Here is an 18,426-nt window from a genome sequence, read left to right on the forward strand (position 1 = left end):
GACGGTGCGCGTTAGTCCGTCTGGTCGGGGAAGTCGTTGGCGATCTTTCCGCTGCGCAAGCTGCCGTCGAGGTAGCCCGACCGGCAGGCCCGGCGGCCGATCTTGCCGCTCGAGGTGCGCGGGATGGCGCCAGCGGGCGTCAGCAGCACGTCGCGCACCGTCACGCCGTGCCGGACCGCGATGGCGGCCCGGATCTCGTCGGCCACCGGCTCGAGGTCCATCTTGTTGGCGCCGGCGGCACGCTCGGCGACGATGACGAGTTGCTCGGAGGTGTCGTCGGGATCGCGCTTGAGACCGGCGTGGGCGTTGTCGAACACCACGTCGGGAAGCTGATTGGCCGGCACCGAGAAGGCCGCGACGAAACCGGTGCGCAAGGCCTTGCTGGCCTCCTGCGCCGAGTACTCGAGGTCCTGCGGGTAGTGGTTGCGGCCGTCGACGATCACCAGGTCCTTGACGCGGCCGGTGATGTAGAGGTCGCCGTCGTGGAACGCCCCGAAGTCACCGGTACGCACCCAGGTGGCGTCGTCGGGGGCACCCTCGGCGTGCGACGGGTCGGTCCTGGACTTGAGGATGTTCTGGAACGTCGCCGCCGTCTCATCCGGCTTGTTCCAGTACCCCGTGCCCATGTTCTGGCCGCTGATCCACACCTCGCCGATCTGCCCGTCGGGCAGTTCGGTCGCGCTCTCGGCATCGACGATGGTGGCCCACTCGGCCACGCCGACCTTGCCGGCTGAGGCCTGAGCCACCGCGGACGGCGCGTCCTCGGGGACCTCGACGAAGCGATAGGCGTTGAGTTCCTCGCGGTCGACGTAGACGACCTTCGGCGGCTCGTCGGTCGGGGTGGTGGAGACGAAGAGGGTCGCCTCGGCCAGGCCGTAGGACGGCTTGATCGCCTTCGGGTTGAACCCGAAGGGATTGAACGCGGCGTTGAAGCGGGCGACGGTCGCGGCCGAGATCGGCTCGCTGCCGTTGAGGACCGCCTTGACGTTGGACAGGTCCATCGGCGGCTCGCCGTCCTTCGGCACGCCACGCGCGGCGGCGTGGTCGAACGCGAAGTTCGGCGCGACCGAGATGACGCCGCCGGTGTCGTCGTCCTTGCGGGCCATCTCGCGGATCCAGCGGCCGGGCCGGCGGACGAACGCGGCGGGGGTCATGAAGGTGATGTAGTGACCAACGACGGGCGGGATCATCGCGGTGACGAGGCCCATGTCGTGGAAGAACGGCAGCCAGGTGACGCCGCGGTCGCCTTCGTCGCCGCCGATGCCCTCGATGACCTGGACGATGTTGGTGGCCAGGTTGAGGTGGGTGATCTGCACGCCGGTCGGAACGCGGGTCGAGCCCGAGGTGTACTGCAGGTAGGCAACCGTGTCGTGGGTGACGTCCTCCTGCACCCAGGTGGCGCCGACCTCGTCGGGCACGGCGTCGACCGCGATCACGCGGGGCCGTTCCTTGGCGGGCCGGGTGCGGAAGAACTTCCGGACGCCCTCGGCCGAGTCGGTCGTCGTCAGGATCGCGGTGGGCTGGCAGTCGTCGAGGACGGCGTGCAGCCGGCCGACGTGGCCGGGCTCCGAGGGGTCGAACAGCGGGACGGCGATGCGGCCGGCGTAGAGCACGCCGAAGAAGCCGATCAGGTACTCCAAATTCTGCGGGCACAGGATCGCGACGCGGTCGCCGGGCTGGGTGACCTGCTGCAGTCGGGCGCCGACCGCCTTGTTACGGGCGCTGAAGTCGCGCCAGCCCAGGTTGCGGTACACGCCATCGCGCTCGGTGGAGAAGTCCACGAATTGGTAGGCGAGATTGTCGCCGCGAACCTTCGCCCACTTCTCGACGTGCCGCACCAGGTTGCCGTTGTCGGGAAACCGGATCAGGCCGTCCTTCAGGAACGGGTTGTGGAATCCCATGTCACTCCTCTGTCGACGCTGCCCCCGCCGTCGCGAACCGGCCGAGGCCAAACCCCAAGATCATATCCGTGGGAAGGCCTGCGCCTTGGGACCCACTCTGACGACGGCCCGCCGGGTTTCAAGGACGAGCCGCTCTTACTTTTCTCTTAATGTTAGGTGAGCGTAGGGCTAAGGCCAAATCACCCGTGCTTCGGGTGCGGCGCGTTGTCGATCACGCCCCGCGCCCAGGACTGCGTCCACTGCGTCGCCGTTTGCCCGTCGAGCACCCAGAAGTCCGGGGTGTTGTACATGGCGTGCACCGGCTGACCAGCCCCACCGCTGAGCACCTCGAGCGTCTTGGGCAGGTTCACGATGGAGAACGCCCCCTCGGGCGCCGAGCAGATCAGGTCGCCGGTGGCGCAGATCTGGTTGGTCCGGTCGTTGAGGGATCCGAAGCCCCCGGGCCGCGGTCCCGTCATCGTCAGACCAAGGGCCGACAGCGCAGGCACCTCCTGCAGCGTGATCTCGGCACCTTGGCCGGGCGGGTTGGGGCCGATGTCCTGCCCGACGCCGGGCTGGCGGCGCCCGTCGGCGATCAACGTCACGCCCTGCACCAGATCCGCGTCGACCGGACCGCGACCGTTGCCGATGTCACTGGCGATGTCCCCGGCGATGACGGCGCCCTGCGAGAATCCCACGATCACGTAGCTCGTCAGGGGGCACCGACCGTTCATGTCGGTCAGCGCCTTGATCGCGGCCTTGGTGCCCTCGGCGCGACTGTCGTTGTACGACATCTGCTTGTCGGCGGCGAACGGATTGTGGAACTGCGCGGTGTACGGAACCGTGTATTCGGCCACCCGATCCTCGCCGTAGGCCTGCCGCAGCGGATTGGTCACGTTCAGCAGCAACGCGATCGGGAATTGCGTCGGGTTGACGGGATCGAGCTGCGGCGAGGACTCCCACGTGCCCGGAATCGACAGCACCATCACGTCCGCGCAGCTGGCGTCCTGAAACTCCGGGCGCGGCTTGGAACCGGGCGTGGTCGGGATGCCGCTCGAGGGCTGCGCCGTCGGAGGGGTCGCGCTGGGCGGCGACTCGGGCGACCGCATCAGGATCCACAGCCCGACGACGAGGAGGCCGACCAGCACCGCCACCGACCCGGCCGCCACCAGGGCGAGAAGGCGATGACGCTTGCGTTGGCGATTGGTAGCCATGACGTGGGGAGGTCTCCTACTTAGCAGAGTGTTTCAGTGGCGATGCGAATGTAGTCCGACGTCTCGGAGTTGACCTGGCCGGCCGGTGGCGCCACGGACTCGGCGTACGAGTCGCGGACGTCGCCGCGCACCATCGGCAAGACGAAGTCCCAGACCTCCTGGGCGCTGTGCTTGGCCGCCTTCGCCTGACACACGCAGGACCCGATGTTCAGCGCCGACAGCTCACTGGACGGACTCAGGCCCGCGTCGTCGACGGCGTCGAGGTACTCGCGCTGGGCCGGGGTGACGACGAGTTCGGGGCTCTCCCCAGGTGCGACGACGGGAGCCTGGGCGAACGGTTGGGCGCCGCTGCCGCTCGAGGTCGTCTCCGACGGCATTCCGATGGTTGCCATGACGTCGTCACCCATGCCGCAGCCGCTGACGACGAGGGCAGCGCAGGCCATGGCCGCGCTTGCCGTTCGAGGTCCGCCCAGATGCACGCCTCCAACGTACCGGCTCGCCGAGGCGGCTCGGGGAAGCCGTTTGCCAGGTCTGCCGGGCGTTGCGCGCCTACCGGATCGCGGCCGACAGGTCTCCCGACATCGCTGCGAGTTGCGGTGCCCAGCTACCCCAGTCGTGCTGGCCAGAGTCGGGGAAGTCGAAGTGTCCGTTGTGCCCGCCGACGCTGCGGTAGTGCTGATAGAACGTGCGGTTGCTGCCCGCGGTCTGGTCGCAGACACCGATCATCGCCGCGGGATCGCTGCAGTCCAGTGCCGCGGGGCTGTAGACCCACAGCCGAGTGTTGTTGGCATTCAACAGGTTCACGTGTACGTCGGGGTCATGCCACTTCCACCGGCCGAGCTGGGCCGCACCCCACATGGCCTGGGTGTTGACGCCGCCGAAGCTGGCCATCCCAGCGGTGATGGCGCCGTTGTAGGCCGTCTGCGACGGTGTCAGGAAACCCGACAGCGACCCCGCGTAGCGGAACCGGTCCGGGTGGAACGCGGCCAGGGCCATGGCGGCGTAGCCGCCCTGAGCGGCGCCGACGACTCCGTGCCCGTTGGGCGCCAGGCCCTTGTTCGCCGCAAGCCAGTCCGGCAGCTCCTGAGACAGGAAGGTGTCCCACTGCCTAGATCCGTCGGCTTCCCAGTTGGTGTACATGCTCCAGGCACCACCGGCCGGGGCGGCGACCGAGATGCCCTTGCCGGCGAGCGTGCTCATCGCGTTGCCGGCCGTCACCCAGTTGCTGGTGTCCGGGGCGGCGTTGAAGGCGTCCAACAGGAACACCGCATGCGGGCCGCCGGCCTGGAAGGCCACCGGGATGTCGCGGCCCATGGACGCCGACGGGACCATCAGGTACTCGACGCCCTCGGCCCTCGCGGTGTGGGGGCTCGCCACCCACAGCCCCAGGGCCAGAGTCAGCGCACACATCGTCCTGAAGAGTCCCAGGAGCAGCCTCATACCCATCTCACCAATCTGTCGATTCGGTTGTAGTGAATCACATCACGACGACGGGCCGCGCCGGAAACGAAGCGACGGCGGCGACCCCCAAGGGGATCGCCGCCGCCGGTCGATCTGTTTTGCTGGCGCCTAGGAGGCAGCCGTGGGAACAGCGCCAAGCACCCGCTGGATGTCAGGCTTCATGGCCTGCAGCTGCTGTCCCCAGTAGGGCCAGTCGTGGGTGCCGCTCTCCGGGAAGTTGAACACGGCGTTGTTGCCACCGGCAGCCAGGTAATCGGTCTGGAACTGCTTGTTGGTGCGCAGCGTCAATCCCTCGAGGAACTTGGCGGGCAAGTTGTTGCCACCCAGGCCCGACGGAGTGCCGTTGCCGCAGTAGATCCACACTCGAGTGCCGTTGGAGACGAGCGTCGCCATGTTGGCCGGGACCATCGGGTCGTTGTACTTCCATGCCGGATCGGTCTCAGCCGGACCCCACATGTCGTTGGCCTTGTAGCCGCCGGCGTCACCCATCGCGGTGTTGATCAAGCCCGGCCACCAGCCCTCGGAGGGGTTCAGGAAGCCCGAGAGGGCGCCCGCGTACTGGAACTGCTGGGGGTGGTGGATGGCCAGCGTCAGCGACGCCGAACCAGCCATCGAGAGGCCGACCGCCGCGGTGCGGGTCGAGTTGACGCCCTTGTTGGCCGCGAGGTAGGCGGGGAGCTCCTGGGTCAGGAAGGTCTCCCAGTTGTAGGTCTGGCAGGTGCCGGACTTCTTGCCGCAGGCCGGCTGGTACCAGTTGGTGTAGAAGCTGGACTGACCGCCAACCGGCATCACGACCGACAGACCGGAACCGTCGTACCACTCGAACGCCTGGGTGTTGATGTCCCAGCCGTTGAAGTCGTCCTGCGCGCGCAGGCCGTCGAGCAGGTACACCGACGGTGAGTTGGGACCGCCGCTCTGGAACTGGACCTTGATGTCGCGGCCCATGCTGGCCGACGGAACCATCAGGTACTCGACCGGCAGACCCGGCTTCGAGAAGGCTCCCGCTGTCGCCGAGCCTCCGACGACGCCAACCAGTCCTGACAGCGTTCCCACCGCCAGGGCGGCAACCGCAGCGCGGCGCGCCATCTTCCCTACGAAACTCATGCTTGTATGGATCCTTTTCGTTTGAATGCCGCACGACAGACCCGCTGCGTGCCGCTGTAGTCAACCACACACGAGGGTGAAAACTCTCTCCCGCATGCGTCGTGCCTGGTCAAATGGTTTAGCTCACTTGGGAAGACGACGTTGGATCCCAACTCACTCGGGCGGTGTATCGCCTCGGCCGTCCCCGGCGTTACACGAGGTCTCGATCACGGGCCCGTCGCAGGCATTCCGGTGTACGGAGGCGCCTTGAGCGGGGGCACCGGCACGCCACATCTGGCCAGGTCATAGCGGGGAACTCGGTCGATCCGGTACTTGGTGAAGGCTGCCGCGTGCAACACGTTGGACAGGAAGCGCTTCGCGCCGAGGGGACCGCGGATCGACGTCAGCAGCGCGTCGGTGTCCGGGCACGTCAACGCCGCCTTCGCCTGGGCGATCCAGTCTTCGTCGAGATAGGGGGGAATGAAGGGTCGCATCGGGAGGAACGGGCCCTCGGCGACGGCCCAGTCGGGAAAGAGGTTCTTGTCGTGGCCGATTCGGGCGTCGTCGAGCCTGGCGGTGTGGGCCGCCAGCGGATTGGCCAGGCCGATCTGGTCGATCACCCGGACGTCGAGCCCCACGTTCATGCCGAGCATGCCGAGGTTGGTGAAGAACACGGTGTGGGGTCCGGTTCGCGACGTGGCGAAGGCGGGCGCGGCACCGACCGGTGGCGGCGGGAGCGGCGGCGGGAGCGCGGGCACGACGTCCCACTGGTCGTAATTGCCCGACGGCAGGAGAAGTGCGCCGTCGGGGGTGTCGTCGATGGCGGCGACGACGGCCCGCATGCGCGGATAGTCCAGATAGTCGGCCGCGGTCAGGGGATGCGCATGGCCGGTCGCCTGGGCATAGAAGCGACGCTCGTCGACGATGCCGGAGGCCGTGACCCGGGTCGCATCGCTACCCAGACCCGGTGAGTTCGCCGCCCACAGGGACCAGCCGACGATCGCCAACCAGAACACCGCCGAGGCACCGGCGAGCAGATAACCCGGACCGCGGACGGTGCGCATGCCGGCCGGCAGGACGACGGGAATCACCGAAATCGGTGCCAGAAGGCAGAACAACGGCGTGAGCAGGACGCGGCCGTGCATGAAGTCGCCGCCCTGGCGCACCCAGTAGACCGCCTGGATCAGACCGCTGCCGGCCATGAAGACGACGACGGCCGTCGGGCTCTGCAGCAGGCTCGTCCACCGACCACGGGTGCGGATGGGCTGACTGCGCTTGCGCCACAACAGGCTTCGCACCCCGAGCAGCAGCAGACCGAGACCACCGAGGAGCACCAGCGGGATCCACAGCAGATAGGGGTGGTTGAAGTTGGTGAGGTAGACGAAACCCTGCGCCCACTTGGAACCCGAGGCGTCCTTGGCCACCGCGGTGCCGGGGACCAGCAGGCCGTAGTAGCCCATCCGGAACACCTGGTACACCACGGGCAGCAGACCGCCCGCCACGACGATGAGCAGCCGCCGGCGCCAGCCGTGAGCCGCGGCGAGCATCATCAGCAACGCCACCCCGCCGACCAGCGCAAGCTCGGGCCTGATCAGGACGCTGAGTCCCGCGAGGAAGGCCAGCGAGCCCTCGAAGACCCGTCCGGTCGCGTTGCCACCGGTCTCGTTGGGTGGGGGCGGATTCACCCGTGGGGCCTGCGACCAGCAGACCATCATCCACCACAGCAAGCCCAGATACGCCAGTATCAAACCGTTTTCGAGCCCGGACGTGGCGAAGTCACGCGCCGGCGGGATCGCGATGTAGACGATCGCCCCGGCCGGCAGCAGTAGCGCCTGCCTGCCGCGCAGCCCGGGTGCGTAGAGCCGTCCGGTGCCGAGCATCACGAACACCATGCCGGCGACGCTGAGCGTCAACGCCAGGGTCAGGACCACGTATTCGAGTTGGAGCGGGCCGCCGATCCAGGCGGCGAACGTGACGAGGTAGGTCCACACCGTGGACGTGTTGGCCTCGACGCGCTCCCCCTGATTGAAGACGGGGCCGTTGCCCGCCAGGAGATTCCGGACGGTGCGCAGGACGATCAGGCCGTCGTCGGCGATCCACCGACGCTGCCAGGCGCCCCACGCGAACAGCGCTCCCACCACCACCACGCCGACCCAGAGGCTGACGCGGACGGTGGGGGTGAAGCGGAAGGCGGGCCAGCGCGCGAACCGGTCCGCCATGCCCTTCCCCGCAGCGTCAGCTGAAGTACGCTGCGGCACCAAGGGATCCGATCAAGGCGATGGCCAAGAACTGCAGGACGTGATCGCGCAGCGCGATGTCCTCGGGCTCGCCTGCCATCCCGCCGTCGACGTCCACCGCGTATCGCAGGATCGCGATGGTGAACGGAATCATCGAGATGGCGAACCATGACCCGTCGGTGATGCGATCACGCTCGAACGCCCACAAGCCGTAACACACCACCACCGCGGTCGCCGACAACGTCCAGACGAAACGCAGGTAGGAGGCGGTGTAGCTCTCGAGCGACTTGCGAATCTTCGCGCCGGTGCGCTCGGAGAGCTGCAGTTCGGCGTATCGCTTGCCCGCCACCATGAACAGTGAACCGAACGCCATGACGAGCAGGAACCACTGCGACAGCGGGATGCCCGCGGCGGCGCCGCCGGCGATCGCCCGGATCAGGTACGCCGACGACACGATGCAAATGTCGAGGACGGCTTGGTGTTTGAGTCCGAAGCAGTACGCCAGCTGAATGGTGAGGTACACCGCGATGACCACGGTCAGGTTGGGCGTGACGAGCCAGGAGACGGTCAGCGCGACGGCCGCCAGCACGACGGCGAGCACGTAGGCCAGCTGCTGCGGGACCACGCCTGCGGCGATGGGCCGGAACCGCTTGGTGGGGTGTGCGCGGTCGGCCTCGACGTCGCGGGCGTCGTTGACCAGATAGATCGACGATGCCGCCAGGCTGAAGCACACGAAGGCGATGCCGACGTCGGTCAGCACCTCGCGGTAGTCGTACTTGACGTCTCCGCCGAAGGCGAACAAGGGCGCGGCGAGCACCAGCAGGTTCTTCACCCACTGCCGCGGCCGCAGTGCCTTGACCAGACCGACGGCGAGGTTCTTCGGCGGGCCCGCCACCGGCGGAGCTTCCTCACTCATGCGCGCTCACCTGTCTCCTTCCGGTCCGCGACCGCCTCGACCGTCTTGGCCACGACCGCGCCGACGGCCACTCCCGTGAGCACGTCGGTGGGGTAGTGCACTCCGAGTACCAAGCGCGACAACGCCATCGGCGGCACCAGCAGCCACGGCAGCGGCAAGCCCGATGCGCGGGCCAGCAGCATGGCCGCAGCGGTGGTCGACGTCGCGTGGGCCGAGGGGAAGCTCAGCCGGCTCGGCGTCGCCACGTTGACCGCGATCGACGGATGGTGGGGGCGCTGGCGCTTGACCACCCGCTTGATGACGACGGCAGCAGCGTGGGCGAGGAACGCGCCGACCCCGGCGGTCAACCACGCCTGGCGGCGCTTCGGTTGCAGCAGCGCCCCGAGAAGTGACACGGCGATCCAGCCGGCGCTGTGCTCACCGAAGTGCGACAGCGCGCGCGCACCGGGCAGGACGCCGGGGCGGCCGGCGAGGGTCGACTGCACCGCGACCAGCGCCGCATCCTCGCCCCGCAGGGTGTCGGTCACCGGGACACTTCCGCCGGAGTCTTCGCCGCGGGCAACAACACGCTCTCCCACTGCTGCGTACTGGTCATCGTCGGCAGCGCACCGCGGTACACGCGGCGCATCCGGTTGAACTTGCGCAGCAGCACGCTCTGTCGCTTGAGCGATTCGCGGAGCAGGTCGAACATCTTGTCGCGATCGCGCTGGCGGTACACGACCCCGCGGCCGTCGGCCGTGGTGACGGTGACCCCGTCCACGCGCGACAGCGAGAACCAGCGCGCGTCCTGCGTGGCGACGTTGATCTGTGGCCGAACGTGATGCTGCGGGTCGTGCGCCTTCAGCTGGTGCAGGACGCCGCGGGAGAGGCGCACCGCGATCGCGACCGGGCTGACCGGAATCTGAACCTTCTTGCGCCAGCGCTTGTCCGACGGCGTGGGCAGCGACGTCGCGCTCGGCAGCACCACGGCGTCGGGGAACTCCGAGCGCATCTTGCGCACCTCGGGGAGCGCCGACTCCAGGATGGAGAAGATGTGGTCCGGGCCGGCGAGGAAGTCGTCCATCGCCTTGTTCTGGATCGCCACCGTCGAATACTCAAGACAGAGAAGGTGTTTGATGGTGGCCTTGAGATGACTGGCGACCAGGCCGGTGACGCTGCCGTCCCAGTGCAGGGCCGCCACCACCAACCGGTTGCGCAAATGGAAGTACGCCTGCCAATCGATGGCGTCGTCCTTGTCGCTCCAGGCCATGTGCCAGATCGCCGCACCGGGGAGAGTCACCGTCGGGTAGCCGTGTTCGCCTGCGCGCAAGCCATATTCGCAGTCGTCCCACTTGATGAACAGGGGCAGCGGCTGGCCCAGTTCTTCAGCGACCGACCGCGGGATCATGCACATCCACCAGCCGTTGAAGTCGGCGTCGACGCGACGGTGCAGCAGCCTGCTGCGGTATTCCTCTTCGTCGTTGAGCCGGAACTTGGCGAAGTTGTGGTCGTACTCCGTGTTGACGGCGTTGGTCCACATGAAGTTGGCCTGGTCGACCATCTCACCCATGACGTGCAGGTGCGACGGCTCCTGCAGGTTGAGCATCTGACCGCCGACCAGAGTGGGAGTCTTGGCGAAGCGGTTGAACGCCAGCGCCCGCAGGATGGAATCCGGCTCGATGCGGATGTCGTCGTCCATGAACAGGATCTGGTCGCAGTCGGTGTTCTTGAGCGCCTCGTACATCACCCGGCTGTAGCCGCCGGAGCCGCCGAGGTTGGGCTGGTCGTGAATGGTCAGCCGGTTGCCAAGGGCCGCAGCAGCTTCGGCGAACCCGGGGTTGTCCTTGGCCTTGCTGGTGCCTTGGTCGGTGACGATCACCGCGGTGATGACCTCGTCGACCAGAGGGTCCGAGGTCAGGGCCGCCAGAGCGTTGACGGCGTCGGCCGGCCGGTTGAAGGTGGGGATGCCGATCGCCACGTTGGGCCGCCCCGGCGCGGGGATGGGCGCGTACCAACCCGCGCTGTGTACCGTCACCTTGCTGTCGGTGGTGATGTCGAACCAGATCCAGCCGCCGTCCTCGAACGGGTCGAGTCCGATCTCGAACTCGGTGACCGAGGGGGTGTCGGGGTCGACGCTCACCGCCTCGGTGCCCCCGACGGTGATGCGGGCCCCGGTGGCCTTGGACCGGTACACGTCGATGCGCGCGCTGCCGGTCAGCTCGACGCGCAGCACCACCGATTCGAGGATGGACCACCGGCGCCAGTAGCTGGCGGGGAAGGCGTTGAAGTAGGTCGCGAACGACACCTCGGACTCGGTGCCGATCTCCAGGGTGGTGCGCGTCGGGGGGTGGGCGCGACGCGCGTTGGTCTCGGATTCCTCGATGTAGAGCTTGCGCACGTCCAGCGGTTCGCCGGGCCGGGGCAAGATGATGCGAGACAGCAGGCTGACGGCCTTGGACTGTCCGGTGTCGAGCGCGCCCGACGGAATGTCACTCATGCTCAGCTGCTTTCTCGGTCTTCGTCGGTCGACAGCGCACTGCCGTCGCGCAGATGCGGCGCCAGCGTGTTGTCGTACATGTTCAGCGCACTGGCGATGGCCATGTGCATGTCGAGGTATTGATAGGTGCCGAGCCGCCCGCCGAACAGGACCCTTCCCGACGCCGTCTCGGCGCGGGCGAGTTCGCGATAGGCCGCGACCATCGCACGGTCCTCGGGGGTGTTGATCGGGTAATACGGCTCGTCGTCGTCCTTGGCGAATCGACCGTACTCACGCATGATCACGGTCTTGTCGGTCGGATAGGACCGCTCGGGGTGGAAGTGCCGGAACTCGTGAATCCTGGTGAACGGCACGTCGGCGTCGTTGTAGTTCATCACCGGCGTGCCCTGAAAGTCGCCGGTGTCCAAGACGTCGGTCTCGAAGTCGAGGGTGCGCCAGCCGAGCCGGCCCGCGGAGTAGTCGAAGTAGCGATCCAGCGGACCGGTGTAGACGACGGGGGCGTCGGGGCTCGTGGCGCGAAGCTCGTCGCGGACGTCGAACCAGTCGGTGTCGAGCCGCACCTCGATGCGGTCGTCGGCGGCCATGTTCTCCAGCCACGCGGTGTACCCGTCGACCGGCAGACCCTCGTAGGTGTCGTTGAAGTAGCGGTTGTCGAAGGTGTAGCGAACCGGCAGGCGGGTGATGTTGCTGGCCGGCAGGTTCGTGGGGTCGGTCTCCCACTGCTTGGCGGTGTAGTGCTTCACGAACGCCTCGTAGAGCGGCCGCCCGATGAGGCTGATCGCCTTCTCCTCGAAGTTCTGCGCGTCCTTGGAGTCGAACTCGGCGGCCTGCTCGGCAATCAGGGCGCGGGCTTCGTCGGGGCTGAAGTACCGGCCGAAGAACTGCGACACGAGGCCGAGTCCCATGGGGAACTGGTAGGACTGCCCGGCGTGCATCGCGAAGACCCGGTGCTGGTACCCGGTGAACTCGGTGAACTGCCGCACGTAGTCCCACACCCTCTGATTAGAGGTGTGGAACAGATGCGCGCCGTACTTGTGGATCTCGATGCCGGTCTGCGGCTCGGGCTCGGAGTAGGCATTGCCGCCGATGTGCGAGCGGCGGTCGAGGACGAGTACGCGCTTGCCGAGTTGGGTGGCCGCGCGTTCGGCGATCGTCAGGCCGAAGAATCCGGAACCGACGACTATGAGGTCGAAGTTGGCCTGGGCAGCGACCCGGGAGGTAGGAGCTGTCATCGGCAGCAAGGGTATCCGACTAGGGGGTCGCGACCCGAATGCGCGCTCGGCCGGTCGTCCGCCCGCGGCAGGTCGCAATTCGCTCACGATTACGCATCAACATCCGGAGCCACTCTGGCATCACCAGTCACAGCCGTACCATCGAACACGTTGCATCAGAACGTCCGCAGTCCATTTACACGGTCCAAGAAGCCACGGTCCGAGAACACACGAGGAGACTTCCGTGCCTAACCGTCGTCGACGCAAGCTCTCGACAGCCATGAGTGCCGTCGCCGCCCTGGCCGTCGCAAGTCCAGTTGCCGCTGTCGCATTGTCCGACATGTCCACCACCAATCAGGCCGCGCCGCAGCACCGCGAGTTCGTGCAGGCCGCCCTGGTCACCGACCTGCCCAGCGAGCTCCTCGGGGCCCTGTCCCAGGGACTCTCGCAGTTCGGCGTCAACCAGCCGAGTGGAATCCTCGGCGGTACCGGCGCCCCCTCGGCGGCCACGCTCACCAGCCCCGGGCTCACCAGCCCCGGCTTGACCGCGCCCGGTCTGACGGCTCCCGCGCTGACCACCCCGGGTCTGACGACCCCCGGCCTGACCACCCCCGGCCTGACGACGCCTGGTCTGACCACCCCCGGGTTGACCACGCCCGGTCTGACCACGCCCGGGCTGACGACCCCCGGCCTCACGACGCCCGGGCTGACTACACCGGGCCTCGCCGACGCCGGCCTCACCAATCCGGGCCTGTCCAATCCGGCTCTGACCAGCCCCACCGCGGCAGTGCCCGGTCTGACGACCCCGGCCGCCAACACCGGCCTCGGCCTCGGCGTTCCAGGTGCCGGCGAGGTCCCGATCGCCGATCCGATCGGACTGGACCCGACCTCGGGCACCTATCCGATCCTCGGCGGCGATCCGGGACTCGGCCTCGGCGCACCGGCGGCCAGCAGTGGCGGCGGCGGATTGCTCGGTGACCTCAACAGCGCTGCGCAGTCCCTCGGCGCCGGCCAGGCGATCGACCTGCTCAAGGGCATGGTCATGCCCATGATCACCGGCGCCATCCAGAAGGGTGCGGCCGGAGCGGCGGCGGCACCCGCCGCGGCCGCAGCGGCGGCTCCGGCGGCCGTCCCCGCCGCCTAGATCCTGCGACGAAACGGCACCGCAGAAGCCATCGGCCCCCCGACGCGGCTCTGCGGTGTCGTTGCGCGCGAGATGGGCCGACGCCACGCCGTGTCGAAACACTGGTAACACCTGACACATACGTAACATCGGGCCGTGTCGTGTCGCCGCCAACTTCCGTCGCTGCTCTTCTCTGCAGTCGCAGCGACCGCGGTGATGATGCCGCTGGCCATGTACGGGTTGCCCGGTGAGGCCGCCCGACCGGTGGACACCTCACCCCTGATCGTCGAGCGTCCCCTGACCGGAGTCGGCGGCGGGGAGACCATCCGCGAACTGCACCAGGACACCCCGTTCGCCATGGTCGCACTGACCGCGGACGACCTCAGCGGAACCTCGGCCAGCGTGCGCGCCAAGAAGGCCGACGGATCGTGGGGCCCCTGGTACGACGCCGAGAACCTCGAGGGCGTCGGCCCCGACGGCGGTGGAATCAAGGGCACCGACCCCGTCTTCGTCGGTCACACCACCGACGTCCAGATCAAGGTGGACCGCTCCGCACCCGACGCCACGCCCGGCCCCCACGCCGCCGGAGCCACGCCCGACCTCGGCTACGTGCCCGCCAACGCCGAGCGTCCACTCGGCCAAGACCTCAAGGCCGTCTTGATCAGCCCGCCTCAGGCACCGGTCGACATCGCCTCGATCCCGCCGGAGGCGGCGACCCCGCCCGGCGTGCCACCCGCCGTCATCGGGCGCGCCCAATGGGGCGCCAACGAATCCGAACTCTGCGGAAAACCCGTGTATGACAACGGTGTTCGCGCCGGGATCGTCCACCACACCGCGGGCAGCAACGACTACGCCCCCGAGGACTCGGCCGGCATCGTCCGCTCCATCTTCGAGTACCACACCCGGACGCTCGGCTGGTGCGACATCGCCTACAACGCACTCGTCGACAAGTACGGCCAGGTGTTCGAGGGCCGCGCCGGCGGGATGGACCGACCCGTCGAGGGCGCCCACACCGGCGGCTTCAACGCCGACACCTGGGGCGTGGCCATGCTCGGCAACTTCGACCTGGTGCCCCCGACCCCGATCCAGCTGCGCACCACCGGACGACTGCTCGGCTGGCGACTGGGCCTCGACCACGTCGACCCGATGGGTTCGGTCACCCTGACCTCCGCGGGCGGGTCGTTCACCAAGTTCCCCGGCGGCACACCGGTCACGCTGCCGACGATCTTCACCCACCGCGACGTCGGCAACACCGACTGTCCCGGCAACGCCGCCTACGCCGCGATGCCGCTGCTTCGAGACACCGCCGCCCACTTCAACACCCCCATCGGACCCCGCGACCTGGCCGACACCCTGCGCGGTGGAGCCATCTACGGAAAGTGGGCGCAGATGGGTGGCGACGCCAGCCCGCTGGGCGCCCCGCAGACGCCTGAGACGCCCGGTGACGGCGCGTCTCGCTACGTCACCTTCGACAGGGGTGCGCTGTACTGGTCCCCCGACAGCGGCGCCGAACCCGTCACCGGTGTGATCTACGAGGCGTGGGGGATGCTGGGCTTCGAACGCGGCGCGCTCGGACTGCCGACCAGCGGCGAGATCCAGGAACCACAGTGGATCGTGCAGAACTTCCAGCACGGGACGCTCAACTTCGACCGCGAGCACGGCACCGTCACCCGCGTCATCGACGGAGTGGAACTGCAGATCCCCCTCGACCCGAGCGAGGCTCCCGTCCAGCTGGAACGCTTCACGCCCATCGGCAACAAGGCCTGAGCGCTACAGCCACCACCGCTCGAGAACGCGCGCCAGCCCGTCGTCGGTGTTGGGGGTGGTCACCTCGTCGGCCGCCGCCTTGGCCTCGGGATGGGCGTTGCCCATCGCGACGCCGAGACCCGCCCAACGCAGCATCGGCACGTCGTTGGGCATGTCCCCGAACGTGATCACGTCCTCGGCCATGATGCCGAGCGGGGTGGCGACCTCCGCGACGCCGGTCGCCTTGCTGATGCCCAGCGGCACCACCTCGATCAGACCGTTGTTGGTCGAGTACGTCAGATCGCCCTGCAGACCGACGTGCGGGGCGAGCGCCGCGGCCATGTCCGCGCTCTTCGCCCCCGCCTTGCGGATCAGCAGCTTGACCGCCGGCGCGTTCAACACGTCCTCGAGCGAGACCTCCGTATTGTCGGGGTTGAGCCAGGCGTGCTCGTACCCCGGCGAGCTCAGGAACTGGGGCGTCGCCGCGTCGTGGGCGCTGCTACCGACGCGTTCCACCGCGAGCCCGGAACCGGGGATGACGCGGCTCGCCACCTCGGCAAGCTCCATCAGCACGTCTACCGACAACGTCCTGGCCCACAGGATCTGATCGGCCGCGGAGTCGTAGAGGACCGCGCCGTTGGCGCACACGGCCATGGGAGCGAAGCCCAACTCCTCGACGACCGGAGGGATCCAGCGCGGCGGCCGGCCCGTCGCCAGCACGAACTTGGTGCCCGCGGCCACCGCGGCCAGTACCGCCGCCTTGGTGCGCGGCGTGACGAGTTCGTGCTCGTCGAGCAGCGTCCCGTCGACGTCGGTGGCGATCAGCAATGGCAGCACTACCGCTCCCCCGAGTCCCGGCGCGCGCGCTCGGCAAGCTCGGCTTCTTCGCGCACTCTGGCCTCTTCCATGGTCGGGGCGCCTCCACCGAGGCGATGCGGCACCCAGTGGGCGCCCTCGGGATGATCGTAGGACTGCTGCACGTCGTCGAGCAGGTCGGCCATCTCCGCACGAAGGTGGCGCAGCAACTCCTCGGCGGGCCCGGTCGGCGCCAGAGCCCGTCCCACCGCGACGGCGACGGGGATCCGATGACGACCCAGGTGTCGCGGATGGTCCTTGGTCCAGATGCGGTGCGCACCCCAGACGACGACCGGGACCACGGGAACCCGCGCCTCGACCGCCATCCGCGTCGCACCCGTCTTGAAGTCCTTGAGCTCGAAGCTGCGACTGATCGTCGCCTCGGGGTAGACGCCGACGAGCTCGCCCTCGCGCAACCGGGCCACGGCCACCGCGTAGGCACCCGCACCCGCGCGACGGTCCACCGGAATGGTCTTGGTGTGCCGAATGAGGAAGTCGACGAACTTCACCCGCTGCATCTCGGCCTTGATCATGAAGCGCAGACGGCGACGACGGTGGGTCGCGGCCAAGGCGGCGGGCAGGAAGTCGACGTAACCGGTGTGGTTGATGGCGATCACCGCGCCACCCTCGGCAGGGATGTTCTGCAAGCCCCGGTAGGTGATACGCGTGCCGGTGACCCGCACGGCGGTCCTGGCCGTGATCTCCAAGATTCGGAAGACCGGCTCCATCGTGCTATTCCGTGGACTCGTTTCGCTGCGCTCGCCGGCTGGCCTTCTCGGCTGCCTCGTCGGCATCCATCTGGTTGGCCTCGGCCAGCGTCGGTGCGCCGCCGCCCATCCGGTGCGGCACCCAGAACTCGCCGGCCGGGTGGTGGCCGTAACTGGTCTGCACCTGCTCGAGGAGATGCTGCATGCGCGAGTGCAGCAACGCGGTCAGCTCGGCGGCCGGCAACGTCGGCATGATCGGCTCGCCGACGGCCACCGAGATGGGCACCTTGGGCCGCCGCATGTTCTTGGGGTGGCCCTTGGTCCAGACGCGCTGGGCGCCCCACACGATGTGCGGGACGATCGGCACGTCGGCGGCGATCGCCATGCGCGCCGCCCCCGACTTGAACTCCTTGATCTCGAAGCTGCGGCTGATCGTCGCTTCGGGATAGACGCCGACGAGTTCGCCCTCCTTCAGGCGCTGGCACGCCTCGGCGAAGGACGCCGCGCCGTTGTCGCGGTCCACCGGAATGTGCCGCAGGCTGCGCATGATCGGACCACTGACCTTGGAGTCGAACACTTCCCGCTTGGCCATGAAGCGCACCTTGCGACCGAGCCCCTGCTCATAGGCGGGCAAACCGGCGAAGGTGAAGTCGAAGTAGCTGGTGTGGTTGATCGCGACCACCGCACCGCCGGTGGCGGGCAGGTTCTCCACGCCGGTGACGGTGAACTTCAGCCCCTGCAGCCGCCACACGCAGCGAGCGAGGGTGATGACGGTTCCGTATACGGGTTCCACGGTGGCCAGCCTAGTGCGTGGCCCCCACCTGACATGCTGCGGAGCGTGAGCTTTCCCCTCGCACCCATCCCCGTTCCCGACGTCGTCGCCCGCATCGCCGCCGGCAGACCGTCACGGGCAGTCTGGGTGAACGAACTCGGCGGTGTCACCTTCTCGATCTCCGAGGACGCATTCGTGAAGGTGTATCCCGCCGAACACGCCGCACTGCTGGACGCCGAGAGCGACCGACTGCGGTGGGCATCGGCGTTCGCCGCCGTTCCACACGTGATCGAGGCGGGACCCGGCTGGCTGCACACCGCGGCACTCCCGGGCCGATCGGCCGTCGACCCACGGTGGGTCGGCCGCCCCGAGGAGGCGGCCCGCGCGATCGGTGCCGGCCTTCGGCGATTTCACGACGTGCTGCCCGTAGACGGGTTTCCCTTCGGCAGACCGTCGTGGGTGCCCGCCGACGCGCCCGCGGCCGATCGTCTGGTGGTCTGCCAGGGGGATGCGTGCGCCCCCAACACCTTGATCGGCGACGACGGTCGATGCAGTGGGCACGTCGACCTGGGTGACCTCGGTGTCGCGGACCGCTGGGCCGACTTGGCCGTCGCGACGATGTCACTGGCGTGGAACTTCGGCACGGTGCACGAGGCGGAGTTGTTCGCGGCATACGGCGTCACCCCCGACCACGACCGCATCGCCTACTACCGCGGGCGCTGGGCGCAGTAGACCGACCGGCCCC

Annotated in this window: 16 protein-coding genes; 3 read left to right on the forward strand and 13 right to left on the reverse strand. The window is 68.3% G+C overall.

Going from position 1 to position 18,426, the window contains the following annotated elements; translation table 11 throughout:
* Nucleotides 1-11 precede the first annotated feature (11 nt).
* The 10 genes from fadD32 to glf form a co-directional block, all read right to left on the reverse strand.
* Entirely contained in the window at nucleotides 12-1,901 is a 1,890-nt protein-coding gene (fadD32, locus tag ABZ195_RS22190) for a long-chain-fatty-acid--AMP ligase FadD32 (RefSeq protein WP_355221566.1), read from the reverse strand.
* 179 nt (nucleotides 1,902-2,080) lie between these two features.
* Complete coding sequence (locus tag ABZ195_RS22195) at nucleotides 2,081-3,094, reverse strand: cutinase family protein (protein ID WP_355221568.1); 1,014 nt, start codon at nucleotides 3,092-3,094, stop codon at nucleotides 2,081-2,083.
* 20 nt (nucleotides 3,095-3,114) lie between these two features.
* Nucleotides 3,115-3,573: a DUF732 domain-containing protein gene (locus ABZ195_RS22200; protein WP_355221570.1), complete on the reverse strand. Its 459-nt coding sequence runs from the start codon at nucleotides 3,571-3,573 to the stop codon at nucleotides 3,115-3,117.
* A 70-nt stretch (nucleotides 3,574-3,643) separates the two neighbouring features.
* Nucleotides 3,644-4,504, reverse strand: coding sequence for an alpha/beta hydrolase family protein (locus ABZ195_RS22205; protein ID WP_355221677.1), 861 nt, complete (start codon nucleotides 4,502-4,504; stop codon nucleotides 3,644-3,646).
* Nucleotides 4,505-4,663: 159 nt separating this feature from the next.
* Nucleotides 4,664-5,659 carry an alpha/beta hydrolase family protein gene (locus ABZ195_RS22210; RefSeq protein WP_355221572.1) on the reverse strand — a complete coding sequence of 332 codons (996 nt, stop codon included), beginning with the start codon at nucleotides 5,657-5,659 and terminating at the stop codon, nucleotides 4,664-4,666.
* A 206-nt stretch (nucleotides 5,660-5,865) separates the two neighbouring features.
* Nucleotides 5,866-7,857, reverse strand: a complete 1,992-nt coding sequence (gene zomB / locus ABZ195_RS22215) for a flagellar motor control protein ZomB (protein ID WP_355221574.1) — start codon at nucleotides 7,855-7,857, stop codon at nucleotides 5,866-5,868.
* Nucleotides 7,858-7,873: 16 nt separating this feature from the next.
* Nucleotides 7,874-8,791 carry a decaprenyl-phosphate phosphoribosyltransferase gene (locus ABZ195_RS22220; protein WP_355221576.1) on the reverse strand — a complete coding sequence of 306 codons (918 nt, stop codon included), beginning with the start codon at nucleotides 8,789-8,791 and terminating at the stop codon, nucleotides 7,874-7,876.
* Nucleotides 8,788-9,318: a phosphatase PAP2 family protein gene (locus tag ABZ195_RS22225; RefSeq protein WP_355221577.1), complete on the reverse strand. Its 531-nt coding sequence runs from the start codon at nucleotides 9,316-9,318 to the stop codon at nucleotides 8,788-8,790. Before ABZ195_RS22225 ends, ABZ195_RS22220 begins: the two co-directional genes overlap by 4 nt.
* Nucleotides 9,315-11,267 carry a glycosyltransferase gene (locus ABZ195_RS22230; protein ID WP_355221579.1) on the reverse strand — a complete coding sequence of 651 codons (1,953 nt, stop codon included), beginning with the start codon at nucleotides 11,265-11,267 and terminating at the stop codon, nucleotides 9,315-9,317. The genes ABZ195_RS22225 and ABZ195_RS22230 overlap by 4 nt, the downstream gene beginning before the upstream one ends.
* Nucleotides 11,268-11,269: 2 nt before the next feature.
* Nucleotides 11,270-12,499, reverse strand: coding sequence for a UDP-galactopyranose mutase (gene glf / locus ABZ195_RS22235; RefSeq protein WP_355221581.1), 1,230 nt, complete (start codon nucleotides 12,497-12,499; stop codon nucleotides 11,270-11,272).
* 223 nt (nucleotides 12,500-12,722) lie between these two features.
* On the opposite strand from glf, the gene ABZ195_RS22240 reads away from it, so the two are divergent.
* Both ABZ195_RS22240 and ABZ195_RS22245 read left to right on the forward strand, forming a co-directional pair.
* On the forward strand, nucleotides 12,723-13,622 hold the full coding sequence (locus ABZ195_RS22240; RefSeq protein ID WP_355221582.1) for a hypothetical protein: 900 nt from the start codon (nucleotides 12,723-12,725) through the stop codon (nucleotides 13,620-13,622).
* Nucleotides 13,623-13,757: 135 nt separating this feature from the next.
* On the forward strand, nucleotides 13,758-15,368 hold the full coding sequence (locus tag ABZ195_RS22245; RefSeq protein WP_355221584.1) for an N-acetylmuramoyl-L-alanine amidase: 1,611 nt from the start codon (nucleotides 13,758-13,760) through the stop codon (nucleotides 15,366-15,368).
* Between the two features lie 3 nt (nucleotides 15,369-15,371).
* Here the strand turns inward: ABZ195_RS22245 and ABZ195_RS22250 are convergent, their stop codons facing one another.
* From ABZ195_RS22250 to ABZ195_RS22260, 3 genes are read right to left on the reverse strand one after another with little or no spacing between them, the layout of a single operon-like run.
* Entirely contained in the window at nucleotides 15,372-16,184 is an 813-nt protein-coding gene (locus tag ABZ195_RS22250) for an HAD family hydrolase (protein ID WP_355221586.1), read from the reverse strand.
* Nucleotides 16,184-16,930 carry a lysophospholipid acyltransferase family protein gene (locus tag ABZ195_RS22255; RefSeq protein WP_355221588.1) on the reverse strand — a complete coding sequence of 249 codons (747 nt, stop codon included), beginning with the start codon at nucleotides 16,928-16,930 and terminating at the stop codon, nucleotides 16,184-16,186. Before ABZ195_RS22255 ends, ABZ195_RS22250 begins: the two co-directional genes overlap by 1 nt.
* 4 nt (nucleotides 16,931-16,934) lie before the next feature.
* A complete protein-coding gene (locus ABZ195_RS22260; protein ID WP_355221590.1) occupies nucleotides 16,935-17,702 on the reverse strand; it encodes a lysophospholipid acyltransferase family protein in 768 nt (255 codons plus the stop codon).
* 45 nt (nucleotides 17,703-17,747) lie between these two features.
* On the opposite strand from ABZ195_RS22260, the gene ABZ195_RS22265 reads away from it, so the two are divergent.
* The gene (locus ABZ195_RS22265) at nucleotides 17,748-18,413 is read left to right on the forward strand and encodes a phosphotransferase (RefSeq protein ID WP_355221592.1); all 666 of its coding nucleotides are present in this window, start codon (nucleotides 17,748-17,750) and stop codon (nucleotides 18,411-18,413) included.
* Nucleotides 18,414-18,426: the final 13 nt, after the last annotated feature.

Origin of the sequence: Mycobacterium sp. NPDC006124, assembly GCF_040614235.1 — a bacterium.
Taxonomy (GTDB): Bacteria; Actinomycetota; Actinomycetes; order Mycobacteriales; family Mycobacteriaceae; genus Mycobacterium.

Coding starts and splice junctions, on each gene's coding strand:
- fadD32 (WP_355221566.1), bottom strand. CDS start 1,901: ATGGGATTCCACAACCCGTTCCTGAAGGACGGCCTGATCCGGTTTCCC.
- ABZ195_RS22195 (WP_355221568.1), bottom strand. CDS start 3,094: ATGGCTACCAATCGCCAACGCAAGCGTCATCGCCTTCTCGCCCTGGTG.
- ABZ195_RS22205 (WP_355221677.1), bottom strand. CDS start 4,504: ATGTGTGCGCTGACTCTGGCCCTGGGGCTGTGGGTGGCGAGCCCCCAC.
- ABZ195_RS22210 (WP_355221572.1), bottom strand. CDS start 5,659: ATGAGTTTCGTAGGGAAGATGGCGCGCCGCGCTGCGGTTGCCGCCCTG.
- zomB (WP_355221574.1), bottom strand. CDS start 7,857: ATGGCGGACCGGTTCGCGCGCTGGCCCGCCTTCCGCTTCACCCCCACC.
- ABZ195_RS22220 (WP_355221576.1), bottom strand. CDS start 8,791: ATGAGTGAGGAAGCTCCGCCGGTGGCGGGCCCGCCGAAGAACCTCGCC.
- ABZ195_RS22230 (WP_355221579.1), bottom strand. CDS start 11,267: ATGAGTGACATTCCGTCGGGCGCGCTCGACACCGGACAGTCCAAGGCC.
- glf (WP_355221581.1), bottom strand. CDS start 12,499: ATGACAGCTCCTACCTCCCGGGTCGCTGCCCAGGCCAACTTCGACCTC.
- ABZ195_RS22255 (WP_355221588.1), bottom strand. CDS start 16,930: ATGGAGCCGGTCTTCCGAATCTTGGAGATCACGGCCAGGACCGCCGTG.